The sequence below is a fragment of the Dyadobacter sp. HNCC25DJ183 genome (genome assembly GCF_056895175.1).
On the sequence record NZ_JBXHAP010000003.1, the window covers coordinates 138267 to 162424 of the forward strand.

Here is a 24158-nt window from a genome sequence, read left to right on the forward strand (position 1 = left end):
TCAATAGCAATGAAAATAACATTCAAACAAACACTGCTGAGCTTGTCGCTGGTAACGATGCTGGGGGCTTGTGATGTAAACCGCCTGCCGGAAACGAATATCAGTGATATGAACTTCTGGACTTCGGAGTCTGATATCAAAGCGGCTAGTAATTACCTGTATACATTTCTACCGGGGTTTACTGTACCAAATGCAGGTAATATCACTGAGGACGTATGGTCTGACGATGCATTCGGTTTAGCGTCTAATAATATAAGTGACGGTTCCCGGCTAGCTCCGGCCACGGCGACGGGCGACTACAACACGCCTTACAACCTGATCCGCGCAGCTAACAACATCCTGGAAAAAGCGCCGCGCGCTGCTGTTACACCGGCCGTTTTGAACAGGTACCTGGCCGAGGCTTACTTCTTCCGTGCATGGGGTTATTTTTCACTGGTTCAGAGATACGGAAGCGTTCCGCTGATCATGAAAACGCTCGAAGAGAACAGTCCTGAACTAACGGAACCGGCTGCTCCCAGGGAAACGATTGTGGACCAGATTTATATGGACCTGGACTTTGCAATAGCCAATCTTCCTACTATTACTACATTGGGTACTGCGGATTATGGGCGCATTTCGAAAACGGCAGCCCAGGCATTTAAAGCAAGAGTGGGGCTCAATGAAGGTACTTTCGCCAAATTCCACGCAAAAGGCGATGCAACAAAGCACCTGAATATCGCTGTAACAAGCAGCAAAGCAGTAATCGACAGCAAAGAACATGCATTGTTTGGCAACTACTTTGATCTGTTTCAAATGGCTGGTGAGGGCAGACAGAACAAGGAGAATATCATTGTAAAACAGTACGGTGTTTCTTCTACCGAGCGTGTTGTGACGCACGCTTACTATCGCAGCTCGCTGGAAAATGGGAACGTGAATCCTACTAAAAGTCTGGCGGATTCTTACCTGATGAAAGACGGTTTGCCGCTTAGCAAATCACCACTCTGGTCGGTGCCCGATTCTTCTCACAAAGTGTTCAGAAACCGTGACACACGTATGAGCGCTACTTTCATGAAACGCGGCGATGCGATGATGACCACCAAGCCTATCTTCGATATAGCTAACCTGGTATTTAACAAGACGGGTTACATGTTCAGGAAGTTTGCGAATGTAAATGACTGGAATACACAAGCTTCTGTAATCGACCGTCCATTGCTGCGTTACGCTGAGGTACTGTTGATTTTTGCCGAAGCCACTTACGAGCTCAATGGAGCGATTACAGACACGGAGTTGGATATGTCAATTAACCTGCTGCGCGCCAGAGGGGAAATCGCCAAGCTAACCAATGCATTTGTTACTGCAAACGGTTTGAATATGCGTGAAGAAATCCGCCGTGAACGCCGGGTTGAGCTGGCGCAGGAAGGTTTCCGTTATTGGGACCTGATCCGCTGGAAAATTGCTGAGACTGAATTAGTAAAACCGGTTTTGGGGAATTTCTATTTCAAAAACGAATTTGCCGCAGCTACTGTGAACCTAGCCCCAGGCAATGTTATCCTGGTTCAGGATGCAAGTTTCCGCAAGTTTGATCCGGCAAGAGATTACCTCTGGCCGCTGCCAATCAACGAACTCGCATTGAATCCTAAGCTGGAACAGAATGCAGGCTGGTAAAGTAGAAGAGGAAGAAACATGAGCAATTTGGTTAGAGGTAATACTCCTTTCGATAAATGGGGTAAGCCTCAGGGCAAGTAAGTTGGCGAAGGGAGTATTTTCATGCTTTGTTTTAGCCGACTATCAAGATCCTGGCTGACAATGCTTTTCAACTCCCTCCATTTTATTGTTTTTTTCATTTTTACAACAACCGCGTTCTATACACTTGCAGGGCGCTGGCGCTGGGTCTTACTCCTAACTGCCAGCGCCTATTTTTATGGGTCATTTATTCCAGCCTACCTGCTGATCCTGGGGTTGATAATTGTATTCGATTACCTGGCCGGGATCTGCATTGAAAAGCTCTCAGGAATACGGCGGCGGGCGATGCTCATCGCCAGCATTGTCGTTAATCTGGGGTTCCTCGGTTTTTTCAAATATTTTGATTTCCTAAATGCCAACGTAGCGATTCTGCTGAAAACTGCGGGGATCGATTTTCACGCTGAAACATTGGCCGGGATGTACCCGGGCCTTGCATTGCCTATTGGTTTGTCGTTTCATACATTCCAATCGATGAGCTATACAATTGAAGTATATCGGGGTAAACAGCAGGCAGAACGTCATTTCGGGATTTATGCGCTTTATGTATTATTCTATCCGCAACTCGTAGCTGGCCCCATTGAGCGTCCTCAAAATATCTTGTGGCAATTTAAAACTTGTAACGGGTTTGAGTGGGACAATCTCCGCACCGGATTATGGTGGATGGCGTGGGGGATGTTCAAGAAAGTGGTAATCGCAGACCGGCTGGCATTAGTGACAGACCCGATCTTCGCGCACCCTGAAAGCCAGAATGCAAGCAGCCTGGCAATTGCCGCAGTGTTTTACAGTATACAGATCTACTGCGATTTCTCCGGCTATTCTGATATTGCGCTCGGTAGTGCTATGACAATGGGATACAGGCTGATGACAAATTTTCGCTCTCCCTATTTCTCGCATTCAATTTCCGAATTTTGGCAGCGTTGGCACATATCGCTATCTACGTGGTTTCGTGACTATGTGTACATTCCATTGGGCGGAAATCGTCGCGGGAATGTGCACACATGCATTAACCTGATGATTGTTTTCCTGCTCAGCGGGTTGTGGCATGGCGCCGAATGGAAATTTGTGATCTGGGGAGCTATTCATGGCTCTTTACTCATTGTTGGCCGGATTCCTTTCCCAGGAAGACTACCTATCCCTCCGTTAATTAGAATTGCCGGCACTTTCTCGGTGGTGACACTAGCCTGGATCTTTTTTCGGGCTCACACCACCAATGACGCCTTTTTGATCATACGCAAGCTGGCTACACCTGAAAACTGGGAGCTTCCCCACCTGCCTTTAAACGGCAACGAAACGATGTTCTGTCTGCTTCTGATAGCTCTATTGTTTGTAAAAGAATACTCTTCTCCTGCGTTTGTGCCGGAGAGGAGGAGCTTCTGGCCTTTGCTCGGTGTCGTTAGTTTTTTGTGCTATTTGTGCGGGGTATTTGGAAGCAATCAGTTTATCTATTTTCAGTTCTGATGATGAAATTCCTGACTAAGTCCGCACGCTTGATCCTTCTGCTATTTTAGGGTATTATCCTGTCAGCAGGACTTTCGGAAACTTTACAAAGGAAGTTGTACGATCGTGGCTTCATTCCTGACCAATACCGTTTTGGTGACCTTTACAACATTACTAATCTGTCTCGATTCAAAGAACTGAACTGGCAGCTGGCTGATGATTTACTTGAAAGCGACAAGCCGGTAAATCGGTCAAAAAGTACAGATCTCTTCACTATTGGCGACAGTTTCACGACAATGGATACGAGCTTTTATGCAGGGCGGCGAAACTATCACATTTGGCTAGGTACCAAAGTCGATACTGTGACACTCGATCCCTCGGTGCGGTCAATCGTGGTAATAGAGCTGATTGAGCGGACAATCCAGGAAAGGCTCAGGAGCGATTATGCCAGACTTTACATAGACCGCGGTTTTCAGGTTCGTGGAAAAAGTAAGCGGACGGTTAAAGAACATGCTGGCTTGGCGGGGTCCTTTTGGGAAAACAACTTAAACAGAGAAATTAACCAGCGGCTTGAATTCATTCTTTTCAATTCCAGCCTCGCGTTGAAGGCTAAGGAAATCAAGGCCAACCTGATGTTATCGTGGTTCGGTCGTACTCATCCTGGATCCATTATATCAAGGAATGGGGGATCGCTTTTTTACGAAATCGAAGCCAGCCCCCATAGTCCTCTGTCACCTTATCAACAACTCTCAGATGCGGATATTGACAGCGTGGTTATTCACATGAACCGCATTCGCTCGCATTACCTTCATGCAGGCTTCTCAGAAGTTTACTTCTGTTTTATTCCAAATAAAGTTACTGTATGCGAGCCTGACAGGCTTCCCCATAATCATCAAATTACCCGCATATCCAGAAATCCACGTTTGAAAGCGCCATTGTTAAACATCCATGACTACTTGCTTCCACATCCCGAATGGTTTCACAAAAGCGACGGGCACTGGAATGTGCATGGTAAGCGGCTGTGGTTGAAACGTGTTAATGGAATGCTAATCGATCAAAACCGCTCCTGGCAGCTTTCGCAGAAGTAGCTCCGGCGCTTTGTTTTGCCGAGATATTCTTTATGAAACGGAATGTTACAGCGCGGACAAATCTTTTTGGTGTGCGCCAGCCAATGCTTTTTAAGCGTATTTTCTTTCTTCCATTCCAAAAAATCAAATGAGTAGTTCCGCGTTTCTTTGATCATTTCGCGCAATTTCTTTTCTGGCATTTCGCCGATCTGGCTGAGCGGGTGGACTTTGATTCGAAACAATACCTCATTCTTAATGATGTTGCCACTGCCGGCAAATATATCCTGATCGAGCAGTGCGTCGCAGGCGAGCATTTCGGGCTGGGCTTTCAGTTTCTTCAATGCGGCTTTTGCATCCCATTTGTCGGACATCACATCTCCCGAAAAATCATAGATATCTGTCAGTGGCTCATCGAGCAGCACTACCGAGCATACATAAAAGTTGAGCTCGTGATCATCAAACAGGAGGGTCAGCCGCGGGTTCGTTTTCTTCCGCTCGTCAATCAGGTAACTCCCGAAGAGCAGAAAATGAATGCGGACTGTGAAGTCTTCAAAACAGATGAGAAAGTGCTTACCCCAGGATCTGAAATCAGTCACCTTTTGGCCAATGATCCTGTCCATATCGATCCTGGCATAACCCTCGGCGTGACGGACAGTTTTCCCTTTCAGATTGAGCGGTTCAATCTTTTCTCTCAAAATAATAATCGACGGACCTTCCGGCATAGTGCAGCATTTTGTGTTCAGCAGCAATGCTCAACAATAATGCCAGCCCGGCATACTTATTATACGTATAGCTATTGTCACCAAATTTGAAAACCATGCGCAACTTCATGATTACAATCGCTTCCACGTCCAAAGAGAACATTTTGACTTTCGAGCGGCACATTATTCAGAATGATACTTTTCCAAGCCAGTCGTATATCACCAACGTGGTGAACAGGGGAGGGCCGGAGCAGGATAAAGGTGAGGTAATTTCCATTGTGGAACTGTCCGACCAGGACGTAGCAGACTACGAAGCCCGCAGCTAACCAACTTTAATTGAACACCATTCTATGGGATTTTTCTCCAAAAAGTCTGACGGTACTGAACCATCTCAGCCTCAAAATTTTGCCTTGGAACAAAGGTATCCGTTCTACATACAGGCTCCGATGGTCTTTATCGGACTTTACCTGTTTTTCTACTTCATGCATCTTTTGCAGGAAATCATTGTGCCTTTTGCATTTGCCGGACTGATCGCCATACTGCTCAACCCCATTTACAACAGGTTGCAGAAGTGGAACATCAACAAGATACTGTCGATCGTACTCACGATCCTGCTGGCCATTCTTGTTGTTGCCGGAATTGCATTTTTCCTGTCTTCGCAAATCGCGCAGTTCGGCGAAATGCTTCCTCAGCTTAAAACAAAAGCAGTATCACTCATTCACGATCTGCAATCCTGGCTGGCTGTGAAGTTTAATGTTTCGAATGAAAAACAGACGAGTATGGTCAACGATGCATTGAATGAGGCGATGAACAGCGGTAAGACTTATGTGGGAAAAACCTTGAATACAGTGTTCGGTATCGTGAGCTTTTTCGTACTTATTCCGTTGTACGTTTTTCTGCTCCTCTACTACAAGCCTCTGATCCTCAACTTTATATTTGAGGTTTTTGACGAGAACAATTCAGCGCAGGTAGCTGAGATCTTGCAGGAAACGAAAGGTGCGGTGCAAAGCTACATTGTGGGCCTGATGATCGAAACGTCCATTATCGCCGCATTGAATTCGGCTGCGCTGCTGATCCTGGGTGTCAAGTACGGTTTGCTGCTGGGCGTGATCGGCGCGATCCTGAACCTGATCCCGTATATAGGCGGCTTGATCGCGATCATACTCCCGGTACTGATTTCATTTATCACCAAAGATGGTATCACCACGCCGCTCCTGATTGTGGGCGCGTATATGCTGATTCAGTTCGCTGACAACAATATTATCGTACCCCGCATTGTTTCGTCAAAAGTGTCGGTTAATGCATTGATATCGATCCTCATTGTTTTGCTCGGAGGTACATTATGGGGGGTAAGCGGAATGTTCCTGTCCATTCCGTTTGTAGCTGTACTTAAAATCATCTTCGACCGGATTGATGAACTGAAACCCTGGGGTAAGCTGCTCGGTGACAAAATGCCCGAGGATGCGCCCAGGCAGGTGGTCGACCCGAAAGAGGTAGGTTAGCTTGTAAAATCTGATAGGCACAAAAAAATCGCCGCCCCGTGAGGAGCGGCGATTTTTTTGTGTTTGCTGATGCTTAGTAAGTCAGTTTTTGAATGGTACCAAGCGGCATGCTGATCACATAAAACTCACGATCGCCCGTGCGTTTGATGTCTGTCGGCATCATTAGTCCGCCAAGCAATACAGTTCCGTCTTCGTTCAGTACTGCTCCTGTGAATGGAGCGAAGCCTGTTGCTCCAAAGTCTGCCAGTTTCACAACAAGTGGTTTGTTGTTGGCTGTCAGTGTAATGTGGGTCAATGTGGTAAAGCCATCTTTGTAAATGCTCACATTTCCGCTCATATCCACAGCGAAGATTTTTGCGCTGCCCGGAACAAATGGTCCGCCTGACAGCGTGCTGATCAGGAATTTACTTCCGTCGAAAACGATTCCGGTTGGTACTGCATCTACGATCGGGCCGGTGCCTACTTTAGGAAGTACTGCAAACAGGGAGATCGCTCCGGTACTGTTGTCTCTTTTGAAAATTGCATTAGCCCCCGCGTCAGCCATATAAATGTTGCCGTCGGGTCCCACAGTCATAGAGTACAGGTTGGAGTTTAAAGGAGTTGTTAACCCCAATGAACGTACCTGAGTGCCGTATTCGTGAACAATCAGGTCAGACATTGACTTCTGAGCATCTCCTGCTTTGAAGTTGGATACATCGGCGATGTACAATTTGCCTTCGATACCGTGCAGGATATAAAGCTTGCTGTCGTGGAACATCACGTGGCTGATACCTTCTGCGCCGCCTTCTGGGCCCATTACAGAGGTAAATCCGCTAGCGAATGTAGTTTTGGTACCATTTGGTGTGATCATCACAACTGCACCGTCATTATTACCGGTACCGATTTCTGACACCCAGAGGTTGCCTTTGTTATCCTTGTCCATTCCGATCGGTGCGCGCAATCCTGAAAACAGGTTGGTAGCAGTAAGCTGGGTAGGCTCCGGAATTGGTACAACGTGGTCTGTACATGCGATTACAGCGGCGAAAAGGAGCAGTGAAGCAAGAATTGAAGGCAGGAATTGTCTTTTCATAAGAAATGATTGTAGGTGGAACGTTGAATGGTTTTGTGAATGCGGCGAATGCCACGCCAAAAGTAAAGAATTTGAATCCCGCTGGTTTGACTGGTAACATTATTGAGTGACTTTCTTATTTAGCGGTCACAATAGTAAGGTTGATCAAAGCAACTATTTGATTCTGACGGCGTGTGAGCTATTTTCACGCCTATAACTACTAACCTTGGTTTTTACATGACGGAAGAAATTATCCAACCTATTCCTAAGACTTATGTCGCCATCGATGAGCAGACAAAAGAATCTGGTTTCAGTATGGCTTCGGACATACATACCTGTTCATTGTTAAAAACACTCGCTGCTTCCAAACCGGGCGGTAAATTCCTGGAACTGGGAACGGGAACAGGTTTGTCTACCTGCTGGATACTTGATGGAATGGATGCAGAATCCAGTCTGGTTTCTATTGATAATGAGGATAAGTTCCTGAAAATAGCCTCGCACTACCTGGGAGATGATCCGCGCTTGTCGCTGGTGCTGACAGACGGAGCGGAGTGGGTCGAAGCGCATCAGGAAGAAAAGTACGACTTCATCTTCGCCGATACCTGGCATGGGAAGTACCTGCTCCTCGATGAGGTGTTGGATATGCTCAATCCCGGCGGATTTTACATTATAGATGATATGCTGCCCCAACCCAACTGGCCGGAGGGACACGATGAAAAAGCGCGTAATCTTGTCAGTTACCTGGATAGCAGAAATGACATTGTGCTTACAAAGCAGGTTTGGGCCACAGGGATTATTGTGGGAGTAAAGGTGAGATAATGCGCAGCTTGCTGATGTTTAATGAAAAATGCCTGCTGAAATCCGGCAAGCATTTTTCATTAAACATCATTGTAAAACAAAGCATTACTGTTGCTGTGCCTGCTGCTGACCTGGTTCCGGTTCAAGGAGCTGCACTTCTACGTGGAGCGATTTCAATGTCGCATTGCCATATTGTGTAACCATTGCTACGTCGGCTGCGTCTCTGCCATGTGCAATTTCGATCCGGTATCCTTCGGTTTTTTCCTGCACCGCATCGAATGCATACCATTCACCGCCGATATACACTTCAAACCACGCGTGCAGGTCCATTTCCTGTAATTTGTCCAGGTATCCGACTGTCATACGGGCAGGTATGCTGAGGCTTCTGCAAAGCGCCAGTGCCAAATGGGTGAAATCACGGCAGACGCCAATCCGGTTACGTGCCAGATCCAGTGCTGTAGTAGTAGAATTGGTCACGCCGTATTGGTATTTGACATTATTGTGGATCCACTTGCGGATTTCCTCTACCTGATCATATCCGGGTACAAAATTGCCTGCAATTTCCATTGCCAGCTTGCTGATCTCGGGCAAGTCGGACTCACAATAGCGGCTCGGCAGAATGTAATGCATCACCTCGTCGGGCAGGTCGCCGATCATCATATAAGCGGGCACCGGATTTGGAATCGGCTTCGTTACATTCACCTGCGCCTGCACTTCGGTAGAAATGGTAACCTGTCCCACCGGCAGCACAAAGCGCTGGCAGGGATTTCCGTAAACATCTGTATATTCTGAGAAAGGCACTGAAGGGATGATTTCAAAACCTTCCTGAATGACCGACTGGCCTTCCTGTCTTCTTGGGCGCAACATGGTTGTTACGTTGGTGGGCGCGTATACATCGTAGGCGATGACGCTCTTACCCTTCATTTTCATAAGATCCGACTATTGAATAAGTATATCTGCTACAATCATAAATCCTGTGCCATTCAGTGAATTGGGAAAATGGGGTAGGAGATCGCACGCAGTTGGTAATGTAAAAAGGGGCCAGCGGCCCCTTTTTGATTATTGTATTTCGATTAATCTAGGTCCTTTTTGCTTGGCTTCCTCCCGTTTCGGGATCCAGAGCTTTAAGAGACCATTTTCATATTGTGCGCTGATCCGGTCTTCATCGACCACATCTTTGGGAAGAACGAATGTTCTCTGGAAAGATTGGTAGCTGAACTCCCTGCGCGAATAATTGTCTTTGTTATCCTCCTGGTTTTGTTCCTTCACCGAGGAGATCGTAAGCGTATTGCCGTCGAGGCGAATGTTGAAGTCTTTCTTGTCCATTCCCGGCGACGCCATTTCAACTTCAAAGTTGTCATCGGTTTCGCGGATATTCACCGCGGGAATTGTGGTACTTGTCGACGAATAATTGGATTGGTTCCAATTGAAAAGATCGCGACTTAAAAAGTCATCAAAGAAGCTTGGAAACACTGGGAACGTATCCCGGTTCTTTCTGATCAGTGACATAATTTACCTCGTTTTTAAGTGTTAAATAATAAATTATCTAAAAAGTAAAATGAAGTATTTTACATTGAATCCCCTATAAAGAAAACCCTGTGCCAGCCTATGAAATCTGAAAAATTGACATTCCCGAACCAGACATTTTTTCAGGGGAGTTTATGAGTGAATGAGTTTATGAGTGAATGAGTGAATGAGTGAATGAGTGAATTTGTGAATGAGTGAATGAGTGAATTTGTGAATGAATGAATGAATGAATGAATGAATGAATGAATGAATGAATGAATTTGACTGGTAATGAATTATCTACTCATAAACTCATAAACTCATAAACTCATAAACTCTAAACTCCAACTCGCATTCACTCATTCACTCATTCACTCATTCCCCCTTCTCCTTCTCATTCCCCCTTCAACACCTTCGCCGGGTTCATGAGTGCTGCTTTGATGGCTTGTGAACTTACTGTTGCGAATGCGATGATGATTGCGGCTATTCCGGCTACGGCAAACATCCACCACGAGATTTCGATTTTATAGGCAAAATCATCCAGCCAGTGACTTATGCCATACCACGCGATCGGCGAGCCGATTGCGATGGCGATGATGACCAGCTTTATGAAATCCTGTGAGAGTAAAGCGACGATACTGCCGACCGTTGCGCCCAGCACTTTTCGTACGCCGATTTCTTTGGTACGTTGTGCAATGGTATAGGAAGACAAGCCGAAAATGCCCAGTGAGGCGATCAGTACTGCCAGAAGCGAGAAGAAGCTGGAAACCTGGCCGAAAATCCGGTCGTCTTTGTATTGCTCATTGAATTTTTGATCCATAAAAAAGTAGTCAAAACGGTTCCCCGGAAAGAAGTCCTGGTACTTCTGCCTAACCAGGTTCACCGTTTTCTCTACGTCCGAACTTGCCACTTTGACAGAGAAGAAGCCGCTTAAAGTGTAAAAGGGTGCGAATACGATTGGTTCGATAGCATGTTTCAAGGATTGCTGATGGAAGTCGCTGACTACGCCAACAATCTCCCATTCTTTCCCATTTAAAGAAAATTTCTGGCCGGTCGCTTCTTCTGCATTGTTAAAGCCGAGCAACTTGGCAGCGGAAAGGTTAAGTATTGCATTCTTGACTTTCTGAGAGTCCTGGTTGGAGTCGGTCGGAAGGAAATTTCTGCCAGCCAGCATTTTGATACGGTAAGTTTCAAAGAAATCTGCGTCAACGGGCATCCTGCTGAATGTAACACCTTTACCTTCGGTGGCGCCCACGCGCATGATGTTGAAGCTCCTGCTCAGCCTGTTTCCGAATACATTTGCCGAAGAGCTCGCTGCCTGAACCTGCGGGTAGCGCCGAAGCTCTGTCTTGAAGCTGTTGATCCGGTCGATGGAAGTAGAATCCCAGCGGGTCAGCTCGGGGCCGCGTACTACCAGCACTTGCTCCATATTGAACCCAAGGTTTTCTTTCCGCATAAATTCGAGTTGTTTGAATACAATGAATGTGCCCACGATCAGCACCATTGAGGCGGTATACTGGAACACAACAAGCGATTGCCGTACCCAGATCCCGTTCGCAGAACGTTTGAAACTGCCTTTCAAAACACTGATCGCCCTGAAACCCGATAAGGCAAATGCGGGATAAAAACCGGATAATAATGTGCCGGATACAAATACCAGCGCAAGTATCCACGCCATTGCCGAACCTCCGAATCCCTGCCCCGTGAGCAAATCAAACGATAGCGGCTTCTCGATAAGCTGGTTGAGGTATGGCTGGAAAAGTAATGCAAGCACAATGGCGAGTACGAATGCAAATGCATTAAGTAGCACCGATTCAGACAGAAACTGTAAAGTAAGTTGTCCCGAGGTCGCCCCGGCTACCTTGCGCACACCCACTTCGCGGGCCCGTTCCAAGGAGCGGGCGGTGGACAGGTTAATGTAGTTGATCCAGGCAATCAGGAGTATAAATGCAGCGATGATCAGCATAGTCCAGACAGCCTTTCCGTTATTCACCTGCCCGATTTCATATTCATAATCAGAATAAAGGTGTGCCTTGTTAAGGGGCTGCAGATGAAATTTCTCGACACTGCCTGAAACCTTATCTCCTTTGAAGTAACGGTCACTGAATGCAGGTAGCTTCTTTTCCAGTGCGGCCGCTTCTGCGCCCTCCCGCAACTTGATATAGTGCCACATATCCGAGCTTTCCCAGCTGGTATTAACCCAATCTCCCCAGCTGCGCGCCAATGTTTGATAGGACATTAACACAGAAAATTTCAGGTGTGAGTTAGCCGGAATATCCTTCATGATCCCCGTGATCTGGTAGGGCGCTGTATCCAAATCGATCAGTAACGTTTTGCCGATCAGTGCGGGATATTGTGACGGACCTGCATTGAAGATTCTCTTCGCATTGCTCTCGGAGAGTACAATGGAATTCGGCGCTTTCAAAGCTGTTTCGGGGTCGCCGGCAACAAGGGGGAATGTAAAAAATGTCAGGAACCCGGCATCTGCATAAAGGCCTTTTTCCTCATAGATCTTCTGGTCTTTCCGCAGCTTGAATGTACCCGGATTGGAAATGGTCGTATAACTTTCCACCTCATTATAATCTTTCGCCAAAGCAGGAGCGACTGCGGGGTAGGTTATCGTGCCGTGTTGTATCAGCTTGCCTTGCTGAAAGCGGTCATTGGCAACCCGGTAAATCCGGTCTGAATCACTGTGAAACTGATCAAAACTCAGCTCAAAACTGACATACTGAAGGATAAGCAGACAAGCCGTAATGCCCACAACGAGGCCAGTCAGGTTGACGAATGTGAAAGCTTTGTTCTTCCACATGTTCCGAAGCGCAATTTTGATGTAGTTACTAACCATAATGATGGAATTATAGAAAAAGAATTATCCACTGCCAACAATTAACAGCTAAGGCTAAGAGCCAATCGCTAACAGCTAAAAGCCCTTCCCTAACAAATAAATGCCAGCTACTGCAAACCGTTCATACGTGGCTGAAAGGCTGATTTCGTCAATGCGCGTTGTTCGGATGCGGACAAAATATTTTCCGGGCGAACATCATTTTAGAGTAGTTATAACTTATTTTCAATTTTAAATTCAACAAATACCTTTAATCACCTGGCCGGCTTTCGCCGAGCTGACTGCATTTCAATCGTTTATGTTAAAAATTACATTCAGCCTGTTTTCTGCATTCCTGCTGCTTTGCTGGAATGACTGGAATACCGGGCGCACTGAAAATCCTGAAACAAGGAAAATGCTGGTAAAAGCCGACACACTTCCCAATGCCACCAGCTGGCCTGAAGAACTTGATGTCACACCATTTGCCGGTCCGCAACTGACACCAAGTCCTGCCTGTCTCGCAGTAGCGGCCACGGGTGAAGTGTATGTGGGCGTTGATATGATCGGATCATTGGGAAAAGATCCCGGAAAAGGTAGTATCGTGCGGCTGGTGGATGCTGATAATGACGGCAAAGTGGATAAGCACACGACCTTCGCGAAAGTGGACGATCCGCGTGGGATCATTTCAATGGGCGATCAGCTTTTTGTACTGCATACCACGTTTGCAGATGGTAAAGCGTCGGGTATGGCGCTGGTTGTATTTGAAGATAAAAATCACGACGGACTGGCTGACGGACCTTCCACTACTTTGATACAGGGAATTAGTAATCCTAAATTCCTGCAAAGCCGCGGAACCGACCATGCTACCAATGGAATAAGAATGGGGATCGATGGCTGGATTTATATCGCGGTGGGTGATTTCGGATTTCATGAGGCAGTGGACCGTTCGGGTAAAAAGCTGACACAGCTTGGCGGAGGAATCGTGCGGGTTCGTCCGGATGGAACTGAAATGGAGGTTTATACGCATGGTATGCGCAATATCTACGATGTGGCGATTGATCCTTACATGAACATTTTCACACGTGATAACACCAATGATGGCGGCGGCTGGAACATTCGTTTCAGTAACCAGATCCAGTCAGGAGAGTACGGTTATCCCGTTTTGTTTAAAAACTTCACCGAAGAAATCATTCCTGCATTGATCGATCTGGGCGGCGGTTCCGGAACAGGTTCTTTGTTTATGGATGATCCGAACTGGCCTGCGAAGTACAACCGCGTCCCTATGATGGCCGACTGGGGCCGCAGCCAGATATATGTACATCGTGTGCAGCCTGACGGAGCTACGTTTACCCAAAAGGAGGAAGAGTTTATCAAGCTGGCACAAGTAACAGACCTTGACATTGACGCTTCGGGGCGCGTTTACCTGGCTGCCTGGGATGGCGCGGGATATTCTGGTAACCCAAGCAAAGGGTTTGTTGTCCGGGCTGTTCCGAAGGGTTGGAAGTACAAAGCATTCAAGGATGTCAAGAAGTCGAATGTCAAAGAACTTGAAGCACTGTTGAAATCAGAAAGCGCTGTGCAGCGGCTGGCTGGTCAGCAGGAGCTGCTGGCACGCTTCCCAAAAGATGCGGCGAAAGTTTCGTTGAAAATCGCGGAAGACAAGTCGCTTCCACTTTACGTTCGGGTAGCGGGAATCTATACTTATGCACAGGCGGCTGGGAAGGACGCAGTTGGTAGTTTGGTGAAACTTACCGACGACAATGCAGTACGCGAATTTGCACTGCGTGCTTTGGCTGACAGAAAGCCAGCTATTGAGAGAGTACCTGTTGAACCGTTCATAAAAGGAATGAAAGACAGCTCGCCGCGCGTGCAGGCAGCTGCAACCATCGGATTAGGTAGGTTGGGGCGCCCAGAGGCGGCTTCTGCATTGCTGTCGGTGAAGGTACCATCGTCTTTTGTGTCACCTGCAAAAGGAACCGAAGGTCCGCACGCGACACCTAACTCCGCCATTGTTCCCCCGCATTTAGCGGTTCGCGCGCTGGTTGCCATCAATGCGGTAGATGCTTGCGTACAGGCGATTGGTAGCGAAAATACAACACTTGCACTTTGGGCGCTGCGTTATATGCACGACCCCAAGGCGGTTTCCGGACTGATAGCAGCTTACGATAAGGCCAAAGATGAAGCGCTGAAAAAGCAAATCCTGACAACACTGGGCAGGCTTTATAAAGAAGAGGCGCCTTACGACGGATCCTGGTGGTGGAGTACCCGGCCCGATACACACGGTCCGTACTACAAGGCTGTAACCTGGGCTTCATCGGATGAGATCAAACGTTTTCTGATGCAGCAATGGAGCAAGGCAGATGAGAATGGAAAGAAATTTTTTGCTGACTTGAATGGTCGCCAGCGAATGGGAATTGACGAATTCGGCGGAGAGGATATTGTGGTCGAAAAGCAAGAGTTGAAGATCGATTTGACCAAAATCCAGAATAAAAAAGGACAGGTTGGAGAAAACTCCATTGAAGATGTAATGCTGGCTATTGCAAAGATCGAGGGTGACCCGGCGCTTGGAAAAACTTTGTTTACCAAGCAAGGTTGCGTGGCTTGCCATAGCATCAACCGCAACGGGCCATTGAAAGGACCTTATATGGGGCAGATCGGCTCGATCATGAACCGCGAACAGATTGCAGAATCGATATTGAAACCCAATGCGTCGATCTCTCAGGGATTTGCATCGGTACTGATTACGACCAAGGATGAGAAGAGCTTTATGGGATTTGTTTCTGAGGAATCCGCTGAAAAGCTGGTACTAAGAGATATTACCGGCGCCGTTTACACCTTTAAAGTTTCAGATATTACGTCGCGGAAGGAAATGGAAACCTCAATGATGCCTCCCGGGCTGGCGAACGAGCTATCTTATGAGGAATTTGCTTCGTTGGTTACATTCCTGTCGCAACAGAAAAAGTAGTTAGATAGCTAAGATAAAATAATTCAACCCTCCATTCAGATATCTTTATGGAGGGTTTTTTGTGTCTTGAAACGACTATCATTTCTTCCCAAATCAGGAAAGAACCGAGAACGCTGGCCTGGCTTTTGTAATCAGTCAGGCACTATTAGGTTACCACAAGATTTTTGAACTAAAACTTTGATCTCAATGGAAAGCATGAAATTGGAAAGCAAGGCTGCGATACAGATCGCCAAAACGCCTCAGGAGGTTTATGATGCAATTGTTGATCCTGTGCATATGGTGAATTATTTTATCGCCGATAGCAGCGGACATATCCGCGAAGGCGCCAGGCTGACGTGGCATTTCCCGGAAACGGACGTGGATGTTCCTGTGATGATCGAGAAAGTAACTGACCATCAATTTATCTCTTTTTATTGGGGTGAGGAAGGAAATGAGACGCTGGTGGAGATTACACTGGAACCGCTTGGAGGGACAACGATCGTGCGGATTACTGAAAAGTTTATGGAAAATACGCCCGAAGGAATCGATTGGCTCAGGGGCAATACCGAAGGCTGGGCTTACTTTCTGGCATTCCTGAAAGCCTATCTTGAACACGGTGTTAATCTTCGAAAAGGTGCATTCGACTGGCGTTTTCAATAGCCAGGACCAACCAGAGCTCAGCTATGAAACTTACTATTTTATTGGCGCTTTCTTTGGCAGCTTTTAATAGCAGCGACAGAAATGCAGCACCCGACTTCTCTAAAATCAAAGGCAGGTTTGTTTTAAATGAGGCAAACTGTGCGGGTTTCGAGTTTTTCAGCGACAAAGAAGTGATTTGGCGCAATGAGATAACCTGCCAGGATCCGGATACATTGCTTATTCATTGGCTGGATGACAAATCATTTTTGATGAAAGATAAACAATCGCCCAATGGGGCCAAGAACTGTCCACCGCGCAATTGGTATTATGTGGTTACACAGTTTGATGGTAAAAACCTGGTCTTACAGGAATTATGGACGGGGTGGGGTGAGTACAGGAAAGAAAATCTGAAACTGACCAGAAAGGGCAAGTAGTTAGTTTATTTTGTTGCTATCTGCATCAAAATATTCTCAAATAAGGCCGCGTTGCGAGCGGAGAAAATGGCCAGGGTATTGCGATGAAGATGATGATTGCTGCTACGATATAGCAAATGGTCATGATCCTGAATTTGGCCAGATCGGTCTGCTGTCGTTTAGCCGCAGATGATCCAATAGTGATAATAATGACGGCTATCGTCATTAATGTAATGTGCAGTATTCCGAAAAAGACGAAGTCGAAATGCTGTATTGCTTCTTTGAAATGGGAACGGAAGTAAGAGATGAACGGGCTGTTGAAATACAACAAGTACCCGATCATCATCTGAATGTGCGAGAATGTGGCAGTGCTATGTCGCAGCGAATCGTCTCTCCTGGTAAACTCTTTTGCTCCCCGCCATCCTCGAATGCCCCGGTAGATTTCTATTAATAAGGTAGTTACTACAAGCCAACGGGTAATTGAATGTGCAATGAGCAGAATCGGGAACATGAAGTTGATCAGGGTTTTTTACGCTTTCTGGTTGAATCTGTTCTGATCGTTTCGCCGGGGTTCAACGTCCTTACTTTCTTTCTGACGGTATAGCTCGTCGTAGTATCTGCATCCGGGCGACCGGTGCTGCTGCGCCCGTCGATTGTGCCTGTGGTACTCACAGATCCATCATCCTTCAGGATTGGTCCGGATTCGGCATTAGAGGAATCTTTCAGGATGGCAGTCACATCTGATGAATCTTTTTTGGTCTTCTTGAGGCTCGTCCTCGTTTCGGTTGTGCGCTCGGTATACCTCGATTTTTGCGAAAACGAGTTTGAAGCAGTAATTAACACAAGTGCTATAATGAATGAAAACGCTTTCATAATTTTCTTGTTTAGTTATGTTGACGGATAATTCCTGATTTTACTTTAACAACCTTCAAATATTATTCCACCATCAATTTATAGACAACAAATCATGAAAGCAGTTTTTTTAACAGAAACGAACCAGCCGCTGATCATCAAAGAAGTAGAAAAGCCGGCCCCAGGAGCTAACCAGGTGTTGGTAAGGCTGCAATTTTCTGCTTTGAACCACCGCGACGTGTGGATACAAAAAGGCCGCTATGCCGGTCCAAAATCAGGACTGATACTTGGTTCAGACGGGCTTGGCGTTGTGGAGGAAGCAGGAGAGCATGCGGATCAGAGCTGGGTCGGGCAGAAGGTAATTATTAATCCAAGTCACGACTGGGGTGACAACCCTGCTGCTTTTGGCGAGCATTTCAAGATTCTGGGAAACCCTGAGCCAGGTACATTCGCTGAGTATATCGCCGTAGATGAAAAGTACATTCACGCCAAGCCAGCACACCTCACTGACGAGGAGGCAGCCGCATTGCCTTTGGCCGGGGTAACTACTTATCGTGCATTGTTTACCAGGGCAGTGGTGCGGCCAGGCGAAAAGGTACTGGTAACCGGCATTGGTGCAGGTACCGCACTGCTCGCACTGCAATACGCGATCGCAGCAGGAGCCGAGGTGTGGGTTACTTCCAGTTCGCAGGAGAAAATGGAGCGTGCAAAAAAGCTGGGGGCTCTCGGGGGGTTCAATTACAAAGACGAAGATTGGGTTTCAAAGGCAAAAGAAGCAACGGGCGGCTTTCATGTAATCGTCGACAGTGCGTCAGGTGAGGGTTTTATCAACCTGATCGACGCAGCCCGGGCTGGTGGAAGGATTGTGTTTTTTGGTGGTACCGGCGGTGCAATCGGCAATATCGCGCCTAACAAGATCTTCTGGCGCAATCTGTCCATTCTGGGTACAACAATGGGAACTTTGGAAGATTTCAGCAACATGCTCGCATTCACAAGCGCGCACAACATCAAGCCCATTGTCGATAAGGTATATCCAAATCTTGCAGATGCACAAGACGCCCTGGACTATATGCACCAGGGAAAGCAGTTTGGAAAGATCGTTTTGACAAATCAGTAGTCAAACGGGCCAAATTTTCTATATTGACGTTTTCAAAATATGGTTCCTATGGAGAGGAATACGAGTTTGCCGGAGTTGCGGACAGTGAATGTGATCCGATATCTTACCCCGCTGAGAGAGGGTGGGTCGCTGCCGGCCATTGCAGAGGCGGACGATGATTTTTTATATGTATTGAAATTCCGTGGAGCAGGGCAGGGAGTCAAAGCCCTTATTGCTGAACTGATTGGCGGAGAAATTGCGAGATTTCTTGGACTTAAAATACCGGAAATCGTTTTCGCTGAGCTTGACGAAGCATTTGGCAGAACGGAGCCGGATGAAGAAATTCAGGATCTGCTGAAAGCAAGCGTCGGACTCAATCTGGCGATGCATTATCTCTCGGGTTCAATCACTTTTGATCCGCTTGTAAGCAGGATCGATGCACATCTTGCATCCCAGATCGTTTGGCTGGACTGTTTTTTACTGAATGTGGACAGAACTGTGCGCAATACGAATATGCTCATCTGGCATAAGGAACTCTGGTTGATAGACCACGGCGCGTCCCTGTATTTTCATCATTCCTGGAATAACTGGCAGGAGCAGGCAGAACGCCCATTCCTGCAAATTAAAGATCATGTTTTGCTCAAATTCGCCAGTGAGCTTGAAGCTGTAGATGCGGAGTTTAAGCAGCTCCTGAACCCTGATGTAATTACTGATATCGTATCTATGATTCCCGGCGAGTGGCTGGTCAGAGACACACCTTTTGAGTCCGAAGAGGAGCACCGCAATGCTTATACCGAGTTTCTGACACGGAGACTTCAACATTCCAACATATTTGTAAAAGCCGCCTCCGATGCAAGACAAGCAGCTGTATGAGTATGCCGTTCTGCGCGTTGTGCCGAGGGTAGAGCGCGAAGAGTTTATCAATGTGGGAGTAGTTCTTTACTGTTCAGGCCGGCAGTATCTTGATGTAATTTTTGATAACAACCTTGCCAGACTGAATGCATTCAATGCAGAGCTTGATGTAGAACAAATTCAGGCGTACCTGCGCGCATTCAGACAAATTTGTGAAGGCCGGAAAGAAGGCGGGGCGATCGGCAGCTTGCCGCTTTCTTCCAGGTTCCGGTGGCTCACTGCTACCAGGAGTACCGTTTTGCAAACGTCAAAAGTACATGCGGGCTTTTGTGAAGACCCGCAACAGGCATTAAGCCATCTATTTAATCAACAGGTCGGTTGACAGCCTGTTATTTCAGTTTCAGGTACTGCTGAACAGAGTCCTTCTTACGACGGGAAATCTCGATCCGTGAGCCGTCAGTGAGTAACACAAACTGGTTATTATGTGTGACTTGCTTGATGTATTTCGGATTGACGAGGTGTGATTTGTGCGTACGTATGAAGTTGAACTCACACAGCATTTCATCAAAATGCTTCAAAGTTTTGCTGGATAAAAATGGCCTCTTTCCGATCAGGTGAATGGAAGTGTAGTTCTTGTCAGCTTCCAGGCGAAGGATTTCGTCCAAAGTAAAAAAGAACACACCTTCGCTGGAAGGTACCGCAAGCCTGAAATCTTTGATCTCTTTTTTTTCTATGTTTTGAACGAGGTTGTCGTAAAGTTGCTGATTGTTCTGCTGCGATTTCTGTTTGAGTTTTTCCAAATGCCGGTCAATAGAAGCCTGCAATTCTTCCGGATCAACAGGCTTTAACAGGTAATCCAATGCACTGAACCGGATAGCCTGAATGGCGTACTGGTTGTAGGCCGTTGTAAAAATGATGTCATAGCTGGGGTTTTTACGGAGCAGCAAAAAGTCAAATCCATTCTGATGTGGCATTTCCACATCGAGGAACACAATGTCGGGCATAAAATCATTAAGAACATTCAACCCGCCTCTAACCGAATCAGCATGGCGGATCTCTACATTCTCTTTGACAAAATTGATCAGGTAATGCGTGAGTACATTACGTGCTTTTTGTTCGTCGTCAATAATGAGCGCTTTTATCATAACGTTTATGTATTACTTAACAAGGTTGAAAGTTCGATTACTACCAGGGTACCTTCGGGATTTCCCTCCGGGTCATATTTGTCGATGATCTCTACAGAAGCGTGTTGCCCCTGTCTTTCAAGTAAGTCAAGCCGGTCTTTTGCGATTTGCAGACCTTTGGATTTGTGCCGCTTTGCCTTGCTGTTATACTGCTTTATTTCCAGTGATTTCTTTCTGCCAATTCCGTTGTCTTCAATCAGGCATCTGAAAATGTCGTCATCCATTCGCTCAAAAGTGATGGTAAGCTGCCGGTCGCCGTCTTTGTGCATGAGTCCGTGCCAGAGTGCGTTTTCGACGTAAGGTTGCAGGAGCATGGAAGGAAGTACAATTTCTTCTGCTTCCAGATCTTCGTCAATGATGATCTCATAGGTAAAGCTTTGCTCAAACCGCATTTGTTCGAGTTCGAGATAGAGTTTAAGTACATCTTCCTCTTCCTCAATTGTCACCAGGTTTCTATCGGAGTTGTTCAACACCATCCTGAATAGGCGTGAAAATTTGTTGAGGTACTTGCTCGCCTCACCATATTTTTCAGTGACAATGCATTCCTGAATGCTATTGAGGCAATTGAATACAAAGTGCGGGTTCATTTGGGCGCGTAGCGCCATTAATTGACTCTCCGCCAGCATTTTATTGATTTCCAGGAGCATAATTTCCTTTTGCTGTGCCTGTTCTTCGGCTTGTGCTTCCGCGATTTTTGTCGCACTAATAGAAGCAATCGTCATCAAAGCACGCGCGTGTTCCTGGTTGAAAAAGGCACGTTCACTATGCTCGGAATCAACGACGCCGAGTAACTTACCGTCGTGTAATATCGGCACTGCAAGTTCGGACAAGCGACGTTGATCGTCAACGATGTAGCGCTTGTCCCTGGAAGTATCCTTCACGATTACCGGCCTCCGGGTAGCCGCTGCGGCACCCACAATTCCCTCACCGATTTCCAGTTCCAGCGGGTTCAGTATTTCATGTTCTTTGACATTCTTGGTAGGTCCGTACGCGGCTTTTTGAACCAGTTTATTCTTGTCCGCGTCCCAGAGATAAACCACGCAATCTTCAAAACGGAGCTGGGTAATACAGTTTCTTGCGATATCCCAGCAGATTTCACTTACTGAATTTTCTCCGTATACAGAATTAGCAAAGTAGTCGATGGTCTCGTCAAATGCCATTTTACGCCTCCTTCGCTGGTGACTGTCGATGAGGAAGTGCATTGTGAACGCGAAGAATGTTGCAGAGAAAAAGGCAAACCACCAGGTTTGCCACCACTGTGCTCTCACGCGCACACGCATACTTGTAAACGTAGGCATCCACTTCCCATTCTCATCCGTGCTCCTGACTCTGAAAGTATATAAGCCTGGCTGTAAATTATTATAAGAAGCTGTCAGGTTCCTCCCCGCAGTGATCCACGAGTCGTCCAATCCCCCCAACTGGTAGCTGTATTGTAAGCTCGGGACATCGCGGTGATTGGGAGAGGTATATTGAAATGTAATGAAGTTGTCGTGCGGTGCAAGTTCAAGATCTGCAAGCTTGTGGTAACTGGATACTTCTTTTTCAAAAACACGAACAGAAGTAATGCGCGGCGCTTTCTTGATTGGGATTGTCGAAAATTTAAATGGATCGATCACCACAACATGATCAAGCATAACCGCATACACCTTTTTCTGATAGGAATAAACATAATTCCAATGATCCTGCAGCGTCTTTCCAAGATCGACATTAACCCTTGTAATTTCCTTGTTGTAAGGTTTGAAGAAAAGAAGGCCGTCTGCATTAGCGGCCCAAATCGAGGTCTGCGCATCGATTGTGAGGCTGGAAATATAGTCGAATGGAAAACCGTTACCGGTGTTCAGGCTATCTATCATCCTTCCATTTTGCGCTATCTTCAATATCCCACGGCCGTTAGTGGCGCACCAGATTATACCATTGTCGTCCTCCACCATGGCTGGTACATAAAACTGGGAGCTGTTTGGGACCGGAACGCGCGAGAACTTATCGAAACGTTGACTATACCGGATGAAGCCGGATTTGTTCATTGCAAATAGCAGATCCCCATTTTTCAATTTCAGGAAGCTTTGACACCTCATGTATTCGAAAAGCCCATGCGCAGGATCCTTTCCATCGAAACGATCGAGTTTGTCGGTGAGCGGATCATATCTGTAGAGTCCGTCCATCTGAAACCAGATACACCCTTTAATATCTTCAAAAACAAAGTTGGGGATAGGTTGGAGCAGACTATTTTTTACTTTGTCGAATTTTTGAAGCTTATCCGAACCTGATTTTAAATAGTAAATGCCGTCATTTCCTGCAAACCACCAGGCGCCACGGCCTTTTGCAGACAGTACAAACCTGTTTTTGCGAAGATCCTCTTTCGCGGTGACTACATAACGTTTATAGGTTTTATGGTTTGTGTTGTAGAAAATGATACCATCTTCCTTGGCAGCTACAATTGTGTCGCCAACTACAACAATCGAATTTGCATGCGCAAACCCTGTATCCAGAAAAAAATCAAAGCTCGGTAGCTTGTAAATGGACCGGAACGGGGCCTGTACCTGGTTTTTACTAAGTCCGTTGATCGTTGCCAGCCAAATATTGCCTTCTTCGTCTTCCAATGCATCATTGAAATGTCCGTAAGCAATGGAGTAGGGCGCATCCTGGCTGTACGGGATCTTCTCAATTTCCCGGTTCGGATATTTAATATACGCAGCATACATCCAGGTAGAAATCCACAGCCGATCCATCTTGTCGATGAAGAGGTAATTACATCCGTCGGTAATTTTGGTGTCGCCTAGCTTGTCGTATGTTTTAAGTTGATTAGTAGCGGGATTCCAGTAAGAAAGCGATTTCGGTAGTGTCGAGCTAAACCAGAGATTCTGTTTTTTATCAAGTACAATCGCTGTCACAAAGGTCTGGTCGAAAAATGCCAGCTTCAATGGATTGTTCGTTCTGTCGAAAATGTGTTTGTTTTCCAGGTCTACAAAAGATGGGTTTGCCCCGCCGATCCAAAAGCCTTTCCGTGACGCATCCCAGCAGAAAGCAGAGATACCGGAGTAAGAGAAGTCCGTCGCATCAAGTACTTCCAGAAATGGAAATACCTCCTTCGCATTTACAGCGGAGCCTTTTTGCACAATATACAACGCGTTAGCAGATACGATCCAAAGTCTGTTATTTGAGTCTCTCTTAAAGGACAGTACATCTTTTCCCGCCAATATCTTGAAACGCGGATCTTTCTGAAACCTGCCTAATCTTTTATCAAAAGTGAAAAGTCCCGTTGAAGTTGCTACAAGCAGCCTCTCGTCATTGTCAAATGGGATAATCGCATTTACAAACAAATCTTTTTGCCCATTCAGTCCCGGATATCGTTTGATAAAATTTCCATCAAAGCGGTTCAAAGAGTTTGCTGTTCCGATCCAGACAAGCCCGTCTTTATCCTTGTAAATGCATCTGACATGCTTGGAGCTTAGCCCGGCCTTTTCATTCAGATTTTGAAAAATGAACTGGGCACTTAGTGGGGAAGAAAAGAGCAAAAGGCAAATAGTTAGGTAGATAGTGCGCATACCAGAAATGGAACAGTTACGTCATTGTAAT

General features: G+C 46.4%; 21 protein-coding genes. 12 read left to right on the top strand and 9 right to left on the bottom strand.

The annotated features are described in order from the left end of the window. Positions 1 to 9 precede the first annotated feature (9 nt). From AC1XTG_RS08040 to AC1XTG_RS08050, 3 genes are all read left to right on the top strand, one after another. Positions 10 to 1644 (top strand): RagB/SusD family nutrient uptake outer membrane protein, encoded by a 1635-nt coding sequence (locus tag AC1XTG_RS08040; RefSeq protein WP_484841596.1) that lies wholly within the window; start codon positions 10 to 12, stop codon positions 1642 to 1644. A gap of 141 nt (positions 1645 to 1785) precedes the next feature. Then, positions 1786 to 3180 (top strand): MBOAT family O-acyltransferase, encoded by a 1395-nt coding sequence (locus AC1XTG_RS08045; protein ID WP_484841597.1) that lies wholly within the window; start codon positions 1786 to 1788, stop codon positions 3178 to 3180. A gap of 95 nt (positions 3181 to 3275) precedes the next feature. Then, positions 3276 to 4247 carry a hypothetical protein gene (locus AC1XTG_RS08050; protein ID WP_484841598.1) on the top strand — a complete coding sequence of 324 codons (972 nt, stop codon included), beginning with the start codon at positions 3276 to 3278 and terminating at the stop codon, positions 4245 to 4247. Here AC1XTG_RS08050 and AC1XTG_RS08055 read toward each other — a convergent pair. After that, entirely contained in the window at positions 4214 to 4948 is a 735-nt protein-coding gene (locus AC1XTG_RS08055) for a DNA-formamidopyrimidine glycosylase family protein (protein WP_056290100.1), read from the bottom strand. The two genes, AC1XTG_RS08050 and AC1XTG_RS08055, sit on opposite strands and share 34 nt — an antisense overlap. Before the next feature lie 95 nt (positions 4949 to 5043). Between AC1XTG_RS08055 and AC1XTG_RS08060 the strand changes: the two genes are divergently transcribed. Together AC1XTG_RS08060 and AC1XTG_RS08065 are read left to right on the top strand one after the other, a co-directional pair. Next, positions 5044 to 5253, top strand: coding sequence for a hypothetical protein (locus tag AC1XTG_RS08060; RefSeq protein WP_056290097.1), 210 nt, complete (start codon positions 5044 to 5046; stop codon positions 5251 to 5253). Between the two features lie 24 nt (positions 5254 to 5277). Then, positions 5278 to 6429, top strand: a complete 1152-nt coding sequence (locus AC1XTG_RS08065; protein WP_056290093.1) for an AI-2E family transporter — start codon at positions 5278 to 5280, stop codon at positions 6427 to 6429. 73 nt (positions 6430 to 6502) lie between these two features. On the opposite strand, the gene AC1XTG_RS08070 is transcribed toward AC1XTG_RS08065, so the two are convergent. Then, positions 6503 to 7498 (bottom strand): ScyD/ScyE family protein, encoded by a 996-nt coding sequence (locus AC1XTG_RS08070; RefSeq protein WP_056290090.1) that lies wholly within the window; start codon positions 7496 to 7498, stop codon positions 6503 to 6505. Between the two features lie 216 nt (positions 7499 to 7714). Here AC1XTG_RS08070 and AC1XTG_RS08075 point away from each other — a divergent pair, with 216 nt between their 5' ends. Next, positions 7715 to 8296 (top strand): O-methyltransferase, encoded by a 582-nt coding sequence (locus AC1XTG_RS08075; protein ID WP_484841599.1) that lies wholly within the window; start codon positions 7715 to 7717, stop codon positions 8294 to 8296. 84 nt (positions 8297 to 8380) lie between these two features. On the opposite strand, the gene AC1XTG_RS08080 is transcribed toward AC1XTG_RS08075, so the two are convergent. From AC1XTG_RS08080 to AC1XTG_RS08090, 3 genes are all read right to left on the bottom strand, one after another. Then, the gene (locus AC1XTG_RS08080) at positions 8381 to 9205 is read right to left on the bottom strand and encodes a transglutaminase domain-containing protein (RefSeq protein ID WP_484841600.1); all 825 of its coding nucleotides are present in this window, start codon (positions 9203 to 9205) and stop codon (positions 8381 to 8383) included. 129 nt (positions 9206 to 9334) lie between these two features. Next, positions 9335 to 9784 carry an Hsp20/alpha crystallin family protein gene (locus AC1XTG_RS08085; RefSeq protein WP_056290082.1) on the bottom strand — a complete coding sequence of 150 codons (450 nt, stop codon included), beginning with the start codon at positions 9782 to 9784 and terminating at the stop codon, positions 9335 to 9337. 391 nt (positions 9785 to 10175) lie between these two features. Next, positions 10176 to 12626, bottom strand: coding sequence for an ABC transporter permease (locus tag AC1XTG_RS08090; RefSeq protein ID WP_484841601.1), 2451 nt, complete (start codon positions 12624 to 12626; stop codon positions 10176 to 10178). Positions 12627 to 12921: 295 nt separating this feature from the next. Here AC1XTG_RS08090 and AC1XTG_RS08095 point away from each other — a divergent pair, with 295 nt between their 5' ends. The 3 genes from AC1XTG_RS08095 (at position 12922) to AC1XTG_RS08105 (ending at position 16619) form a co-directional block, all read left to right on the top strand. After that, the gene (locus AC1XTG_RS08095; protein WP_484841602.1) at positions 12922 to 15567 is read left to right on the top strand and encodes a DUF7133 domain-containing protein; all 2646 of its coding nucleotides are present in this window, start codon (positions 12922 to 12924) and stop codon (positions 15565 to 15567) included. A 186-nt stretch (positions 15568 to 15753) separates the two neighbouring features. Then, complete coding sequence (locus AC1XTG_RS08100) at positions 15754 to 16206, top strand: SRPBCC domain-containing protein (protein WP_229238766.1); 453 nt, start codon at positions 15754 to 15756, stop codon at positions 16204 to 16206. A 23-nt stretch (positions 16207 to 16229) separates the two neighbouring features. Then, positions 16230 to 16619: a hypothetical protein gene (locus AC1XTG_RS08105; protein ID WP_484841603.1), complete on the top strand. Its 390-nt coding sequence runs from the start codon at positions 16230 to 16232 to the stop codon at positions 16617 to 16619. Positions 16620 to 16644: 25 nt separating this feature from the next. Here AC1XTG_RS08105 and AC1XTG_RS08110 read toward each other — a convergent pair whose 3' ends face one another. Together AC1XTG_RS08110 and AC1XTG_RS08115 are read right to left on the bottom strand one after the other, a co-directional pair. Continuing rightward, positions 16645 to 17109, bottom strand: coding sequence for a hypothetical protein (locus AC1XTG_RS08110; RefSeq protein ID WP_484841604.1), 465 nt, complete (start codon positions 17107 to 17109; stop codon positions 16645 to 16647). 8 nt (positions 17110 to 17117) lie between these two features. After that, positions 17118 to 17471: a hypothetical protein gene (locus AC1XTG_RS08115; RefSeq protein WP_484841605.1), complete on the bottom strand. Its 354-nt coding sequence runs from the start codon at positions 17469 to 17471 to the stop codon at positions 17118 to 17120. Between the two features lie 94 nt (positions 17472 to 17565). Here AC1XTG_RS08115 and AC1XTG_RS08120 point away from each other — a divergent pair, with 94 nt between their 5' ends. Genes AC1XTG_RS08120 through AC1XTG_RS08130 form a run of 3 tightly spaced genes read left to right on the top strand, consistent with a single transcriptional unit; the run spans position 17566 to position 19780 of the window. After that, on the top strand, positions 17566 to 18567 hold the full coding sequence (locus tag AC1XTG_RS08120; protein ID WP_484841606.1) for a quinone oxidoreductase family protein: 1002 nt from the start codon (positions 17566 to 17568) through the stop codon (positions 18565 to 18567). 48 nt (positions 18568 to 18615) lie between these two features. Continuing rightward, positions 18616 to 19419: a HipA family kinase gene (locus AC1XTG_RS08125; RefSeq protein ID WP_484841607.1), complete on the top strand. Its 804-nt coding sequence runs from the start codon at positions 18616 to 18618 to the stop codon at positions 19417 to 19419. Beyond that, entirely contained in the window at positions 19397 to 19780 is a 384-nt protein-coding gene (locus AC1XTG_RS08130) for a DUF3037 domain-containing protein (RefSeq protein WP_484841608.1), read from the top strand. Before AC1XTG_RS08125 ends, AC1XTG_RS08130 begins: the two co-directional genes overlap by 23 nt. Before the next feature lie 7 nt (positions 19781 to 19787). Here the strand turns inward: AC1XTG_RS08130 and AC1XTG_RS08135 are convergent, their stop codons facing one another. Continuing rightward, positions 19788 to 20543: a LytR/AlgR family response regulator transcription factor gene (locus AC1XTG_RS08135; protein ID WP_484841609.1), complete on the bottom strand. Its 756-nt coding sequence runs from the start codon at positions 20541 to 20543 to the stop codon at positions 19788 to 19790. 5 nt (positions 20544 to 20548) lie between these two features. Beyond that, a complete protein-coding gene (locus tag AC1XTG_RS08140; RefSeq protein WP_484841610.1) occupies positions 20549 to 24127 on the bottom strand; it encodes a histidine kinase in 3579 nt (1192 codons plus the stop codon). Positions 24128 to 24158: the final 31 nt, after the last annotated feature.

Bases quoted from the DNA above. Each gene is read 5' to 3' on its own strand.
- AC1XTG_RS08040 (WP_484841596.1), top strand. From the start codon at position 10: ATGAAAATAACATTCAAACAAACACTGCTGAGCTTGTCGCTGGTAACG.
- AC1XTG_RS08045 (WP_484841597.1), top strand. From the start codon at position 1,786: ATGCTTTTCAACTCCCTCCATTTTATTGTTTTTTTCATTTTTACAACA.
- AC1XTG_RS08055 (WP_056290100.1), bottom strand. From the start codon at position 4,948: ATGCCGGAAGGTCCGTCGATTATTATTTTGAGAGAAAAGATTGAACCG.
- AC1XTG_RS08060 (WP_056290097.1), top strand. From the start codon at position 5,044: ATGCGCAACTTCATGATTACAATCGCTTCCACGTCCAAAGAGAACATT.
- AC1XTG_RS08065 (WP_056290093.1), top strand. From the start codon at position 5,278: ATGGGATTTTTCTCCAAAAAGTCTGACGGTACTGAACCATCTCAGCCT.
- AC1XTG_RS08070 (WP_056290090.1), bottom strand. From the start codon at position 7,498: ATGAAAAGACAATTCCTGCCTTCAATTCTTGCTTCACTGCTCCTTTTC.
- AC1XTG_RS08075 (WP_484841599.1), top strand. From the start codon at position 7,715: ATGACGGAAGAAATTATCCAACCTATTCCTAAGACTTATGTCGCCATC.
- AC1XTG_RS08080 (WP_484841600.1), bottom strand. From the start codon at position 9,205: ATGAAAATGAAGGGTAAGAGCGTCATCGCCTACGATGTATACGCGCCC.
- AC1XTG_RS08085 (WP_056290082.1), bottom strand. From the start codon at position 9,784: ATGTCACTGATCAGAAAGAACCGGGATACGTTCCCAGTGTTTCCAAGC.
- AC1XTG_RS08090 (WP_484841601.1), bottom strand. From the start codon at position 12,626: ATGGTTAGTAACTACATCAAAATTGCGCTTCGGAACATGTGGAAGAAC.
- AC1XTG_RS08095 (WP_484841602.1), top strand. From the start codon at position 12,922: ATGTTAAAAATTACATTCAGCCTGTTTTCTGCATTCCTGCTGCTTTGC.
- AC1XTG_RS08100 (WP_229238766.1), top strand. From the start codon at position 15,754: ATGGAAAGCATGAAATTGGAAAGCAAGGCTGCGATACAGATCGCCAAA.
- AC1XTG_RS08105 (WP_484841603.1), top strand. From the start codon at position 16,230: ATGAAACTTACTATTTTATTGGCGCTTTCTTTGGCAGCTTTTAATAGC.
- AC1XTG_RS08110 (WP_484841604.1), bottom strand. From the start codon at position 17,109: ATGTTCCCGATTCTGCTCATTGCACATTCAATTACCCGTTGGCTTGTA.
- AC1XTG_RS08115 (WP_484841605.1), bottom strand. From the start codon at position 17,471: ATGAAAGCGTTTTCATTCATTATAGCACTTGTGTTAATTACTGCTTCA.
- AC1XTG_RS08120 (WP_484841606.1), top strand. From the start codon at position 17,566: ATGAAAGCAGTTTTTTTAACAGAAACGAACCAGCCGCTGATCATCAAA.
- AC1XTG_RS08125 (WP_484841607.1), top strand. From the start codon at position 18,616: ATGGAGAGGAATACGAGTTTGCCGGAGTTGCGGACAGTGAATGTGATC.
- AC1XTG_RS08130 (WP_484841608.1), top strand. From the start codon at position 19,397: ATGCAAGACAAGCAGCTGTATGAGTATGCCGTTCTGCGCGTTGTGCCG.
- AC1XTG_RS08135 (WP_484841609.1), bottom strand. From the start codon at position 20,543: ATGATAAAAGCGCTCATTATTGACGACGAACAAAAAGCACGTAATGTA.
- AC1XTG_RS08140 (WP_484841610.1), bottom strand. From the start codon at position 24,127: ATGCGCACTATCTACCTAACTATTTGCCTTTTGCTCTTTTCTTCCCCA.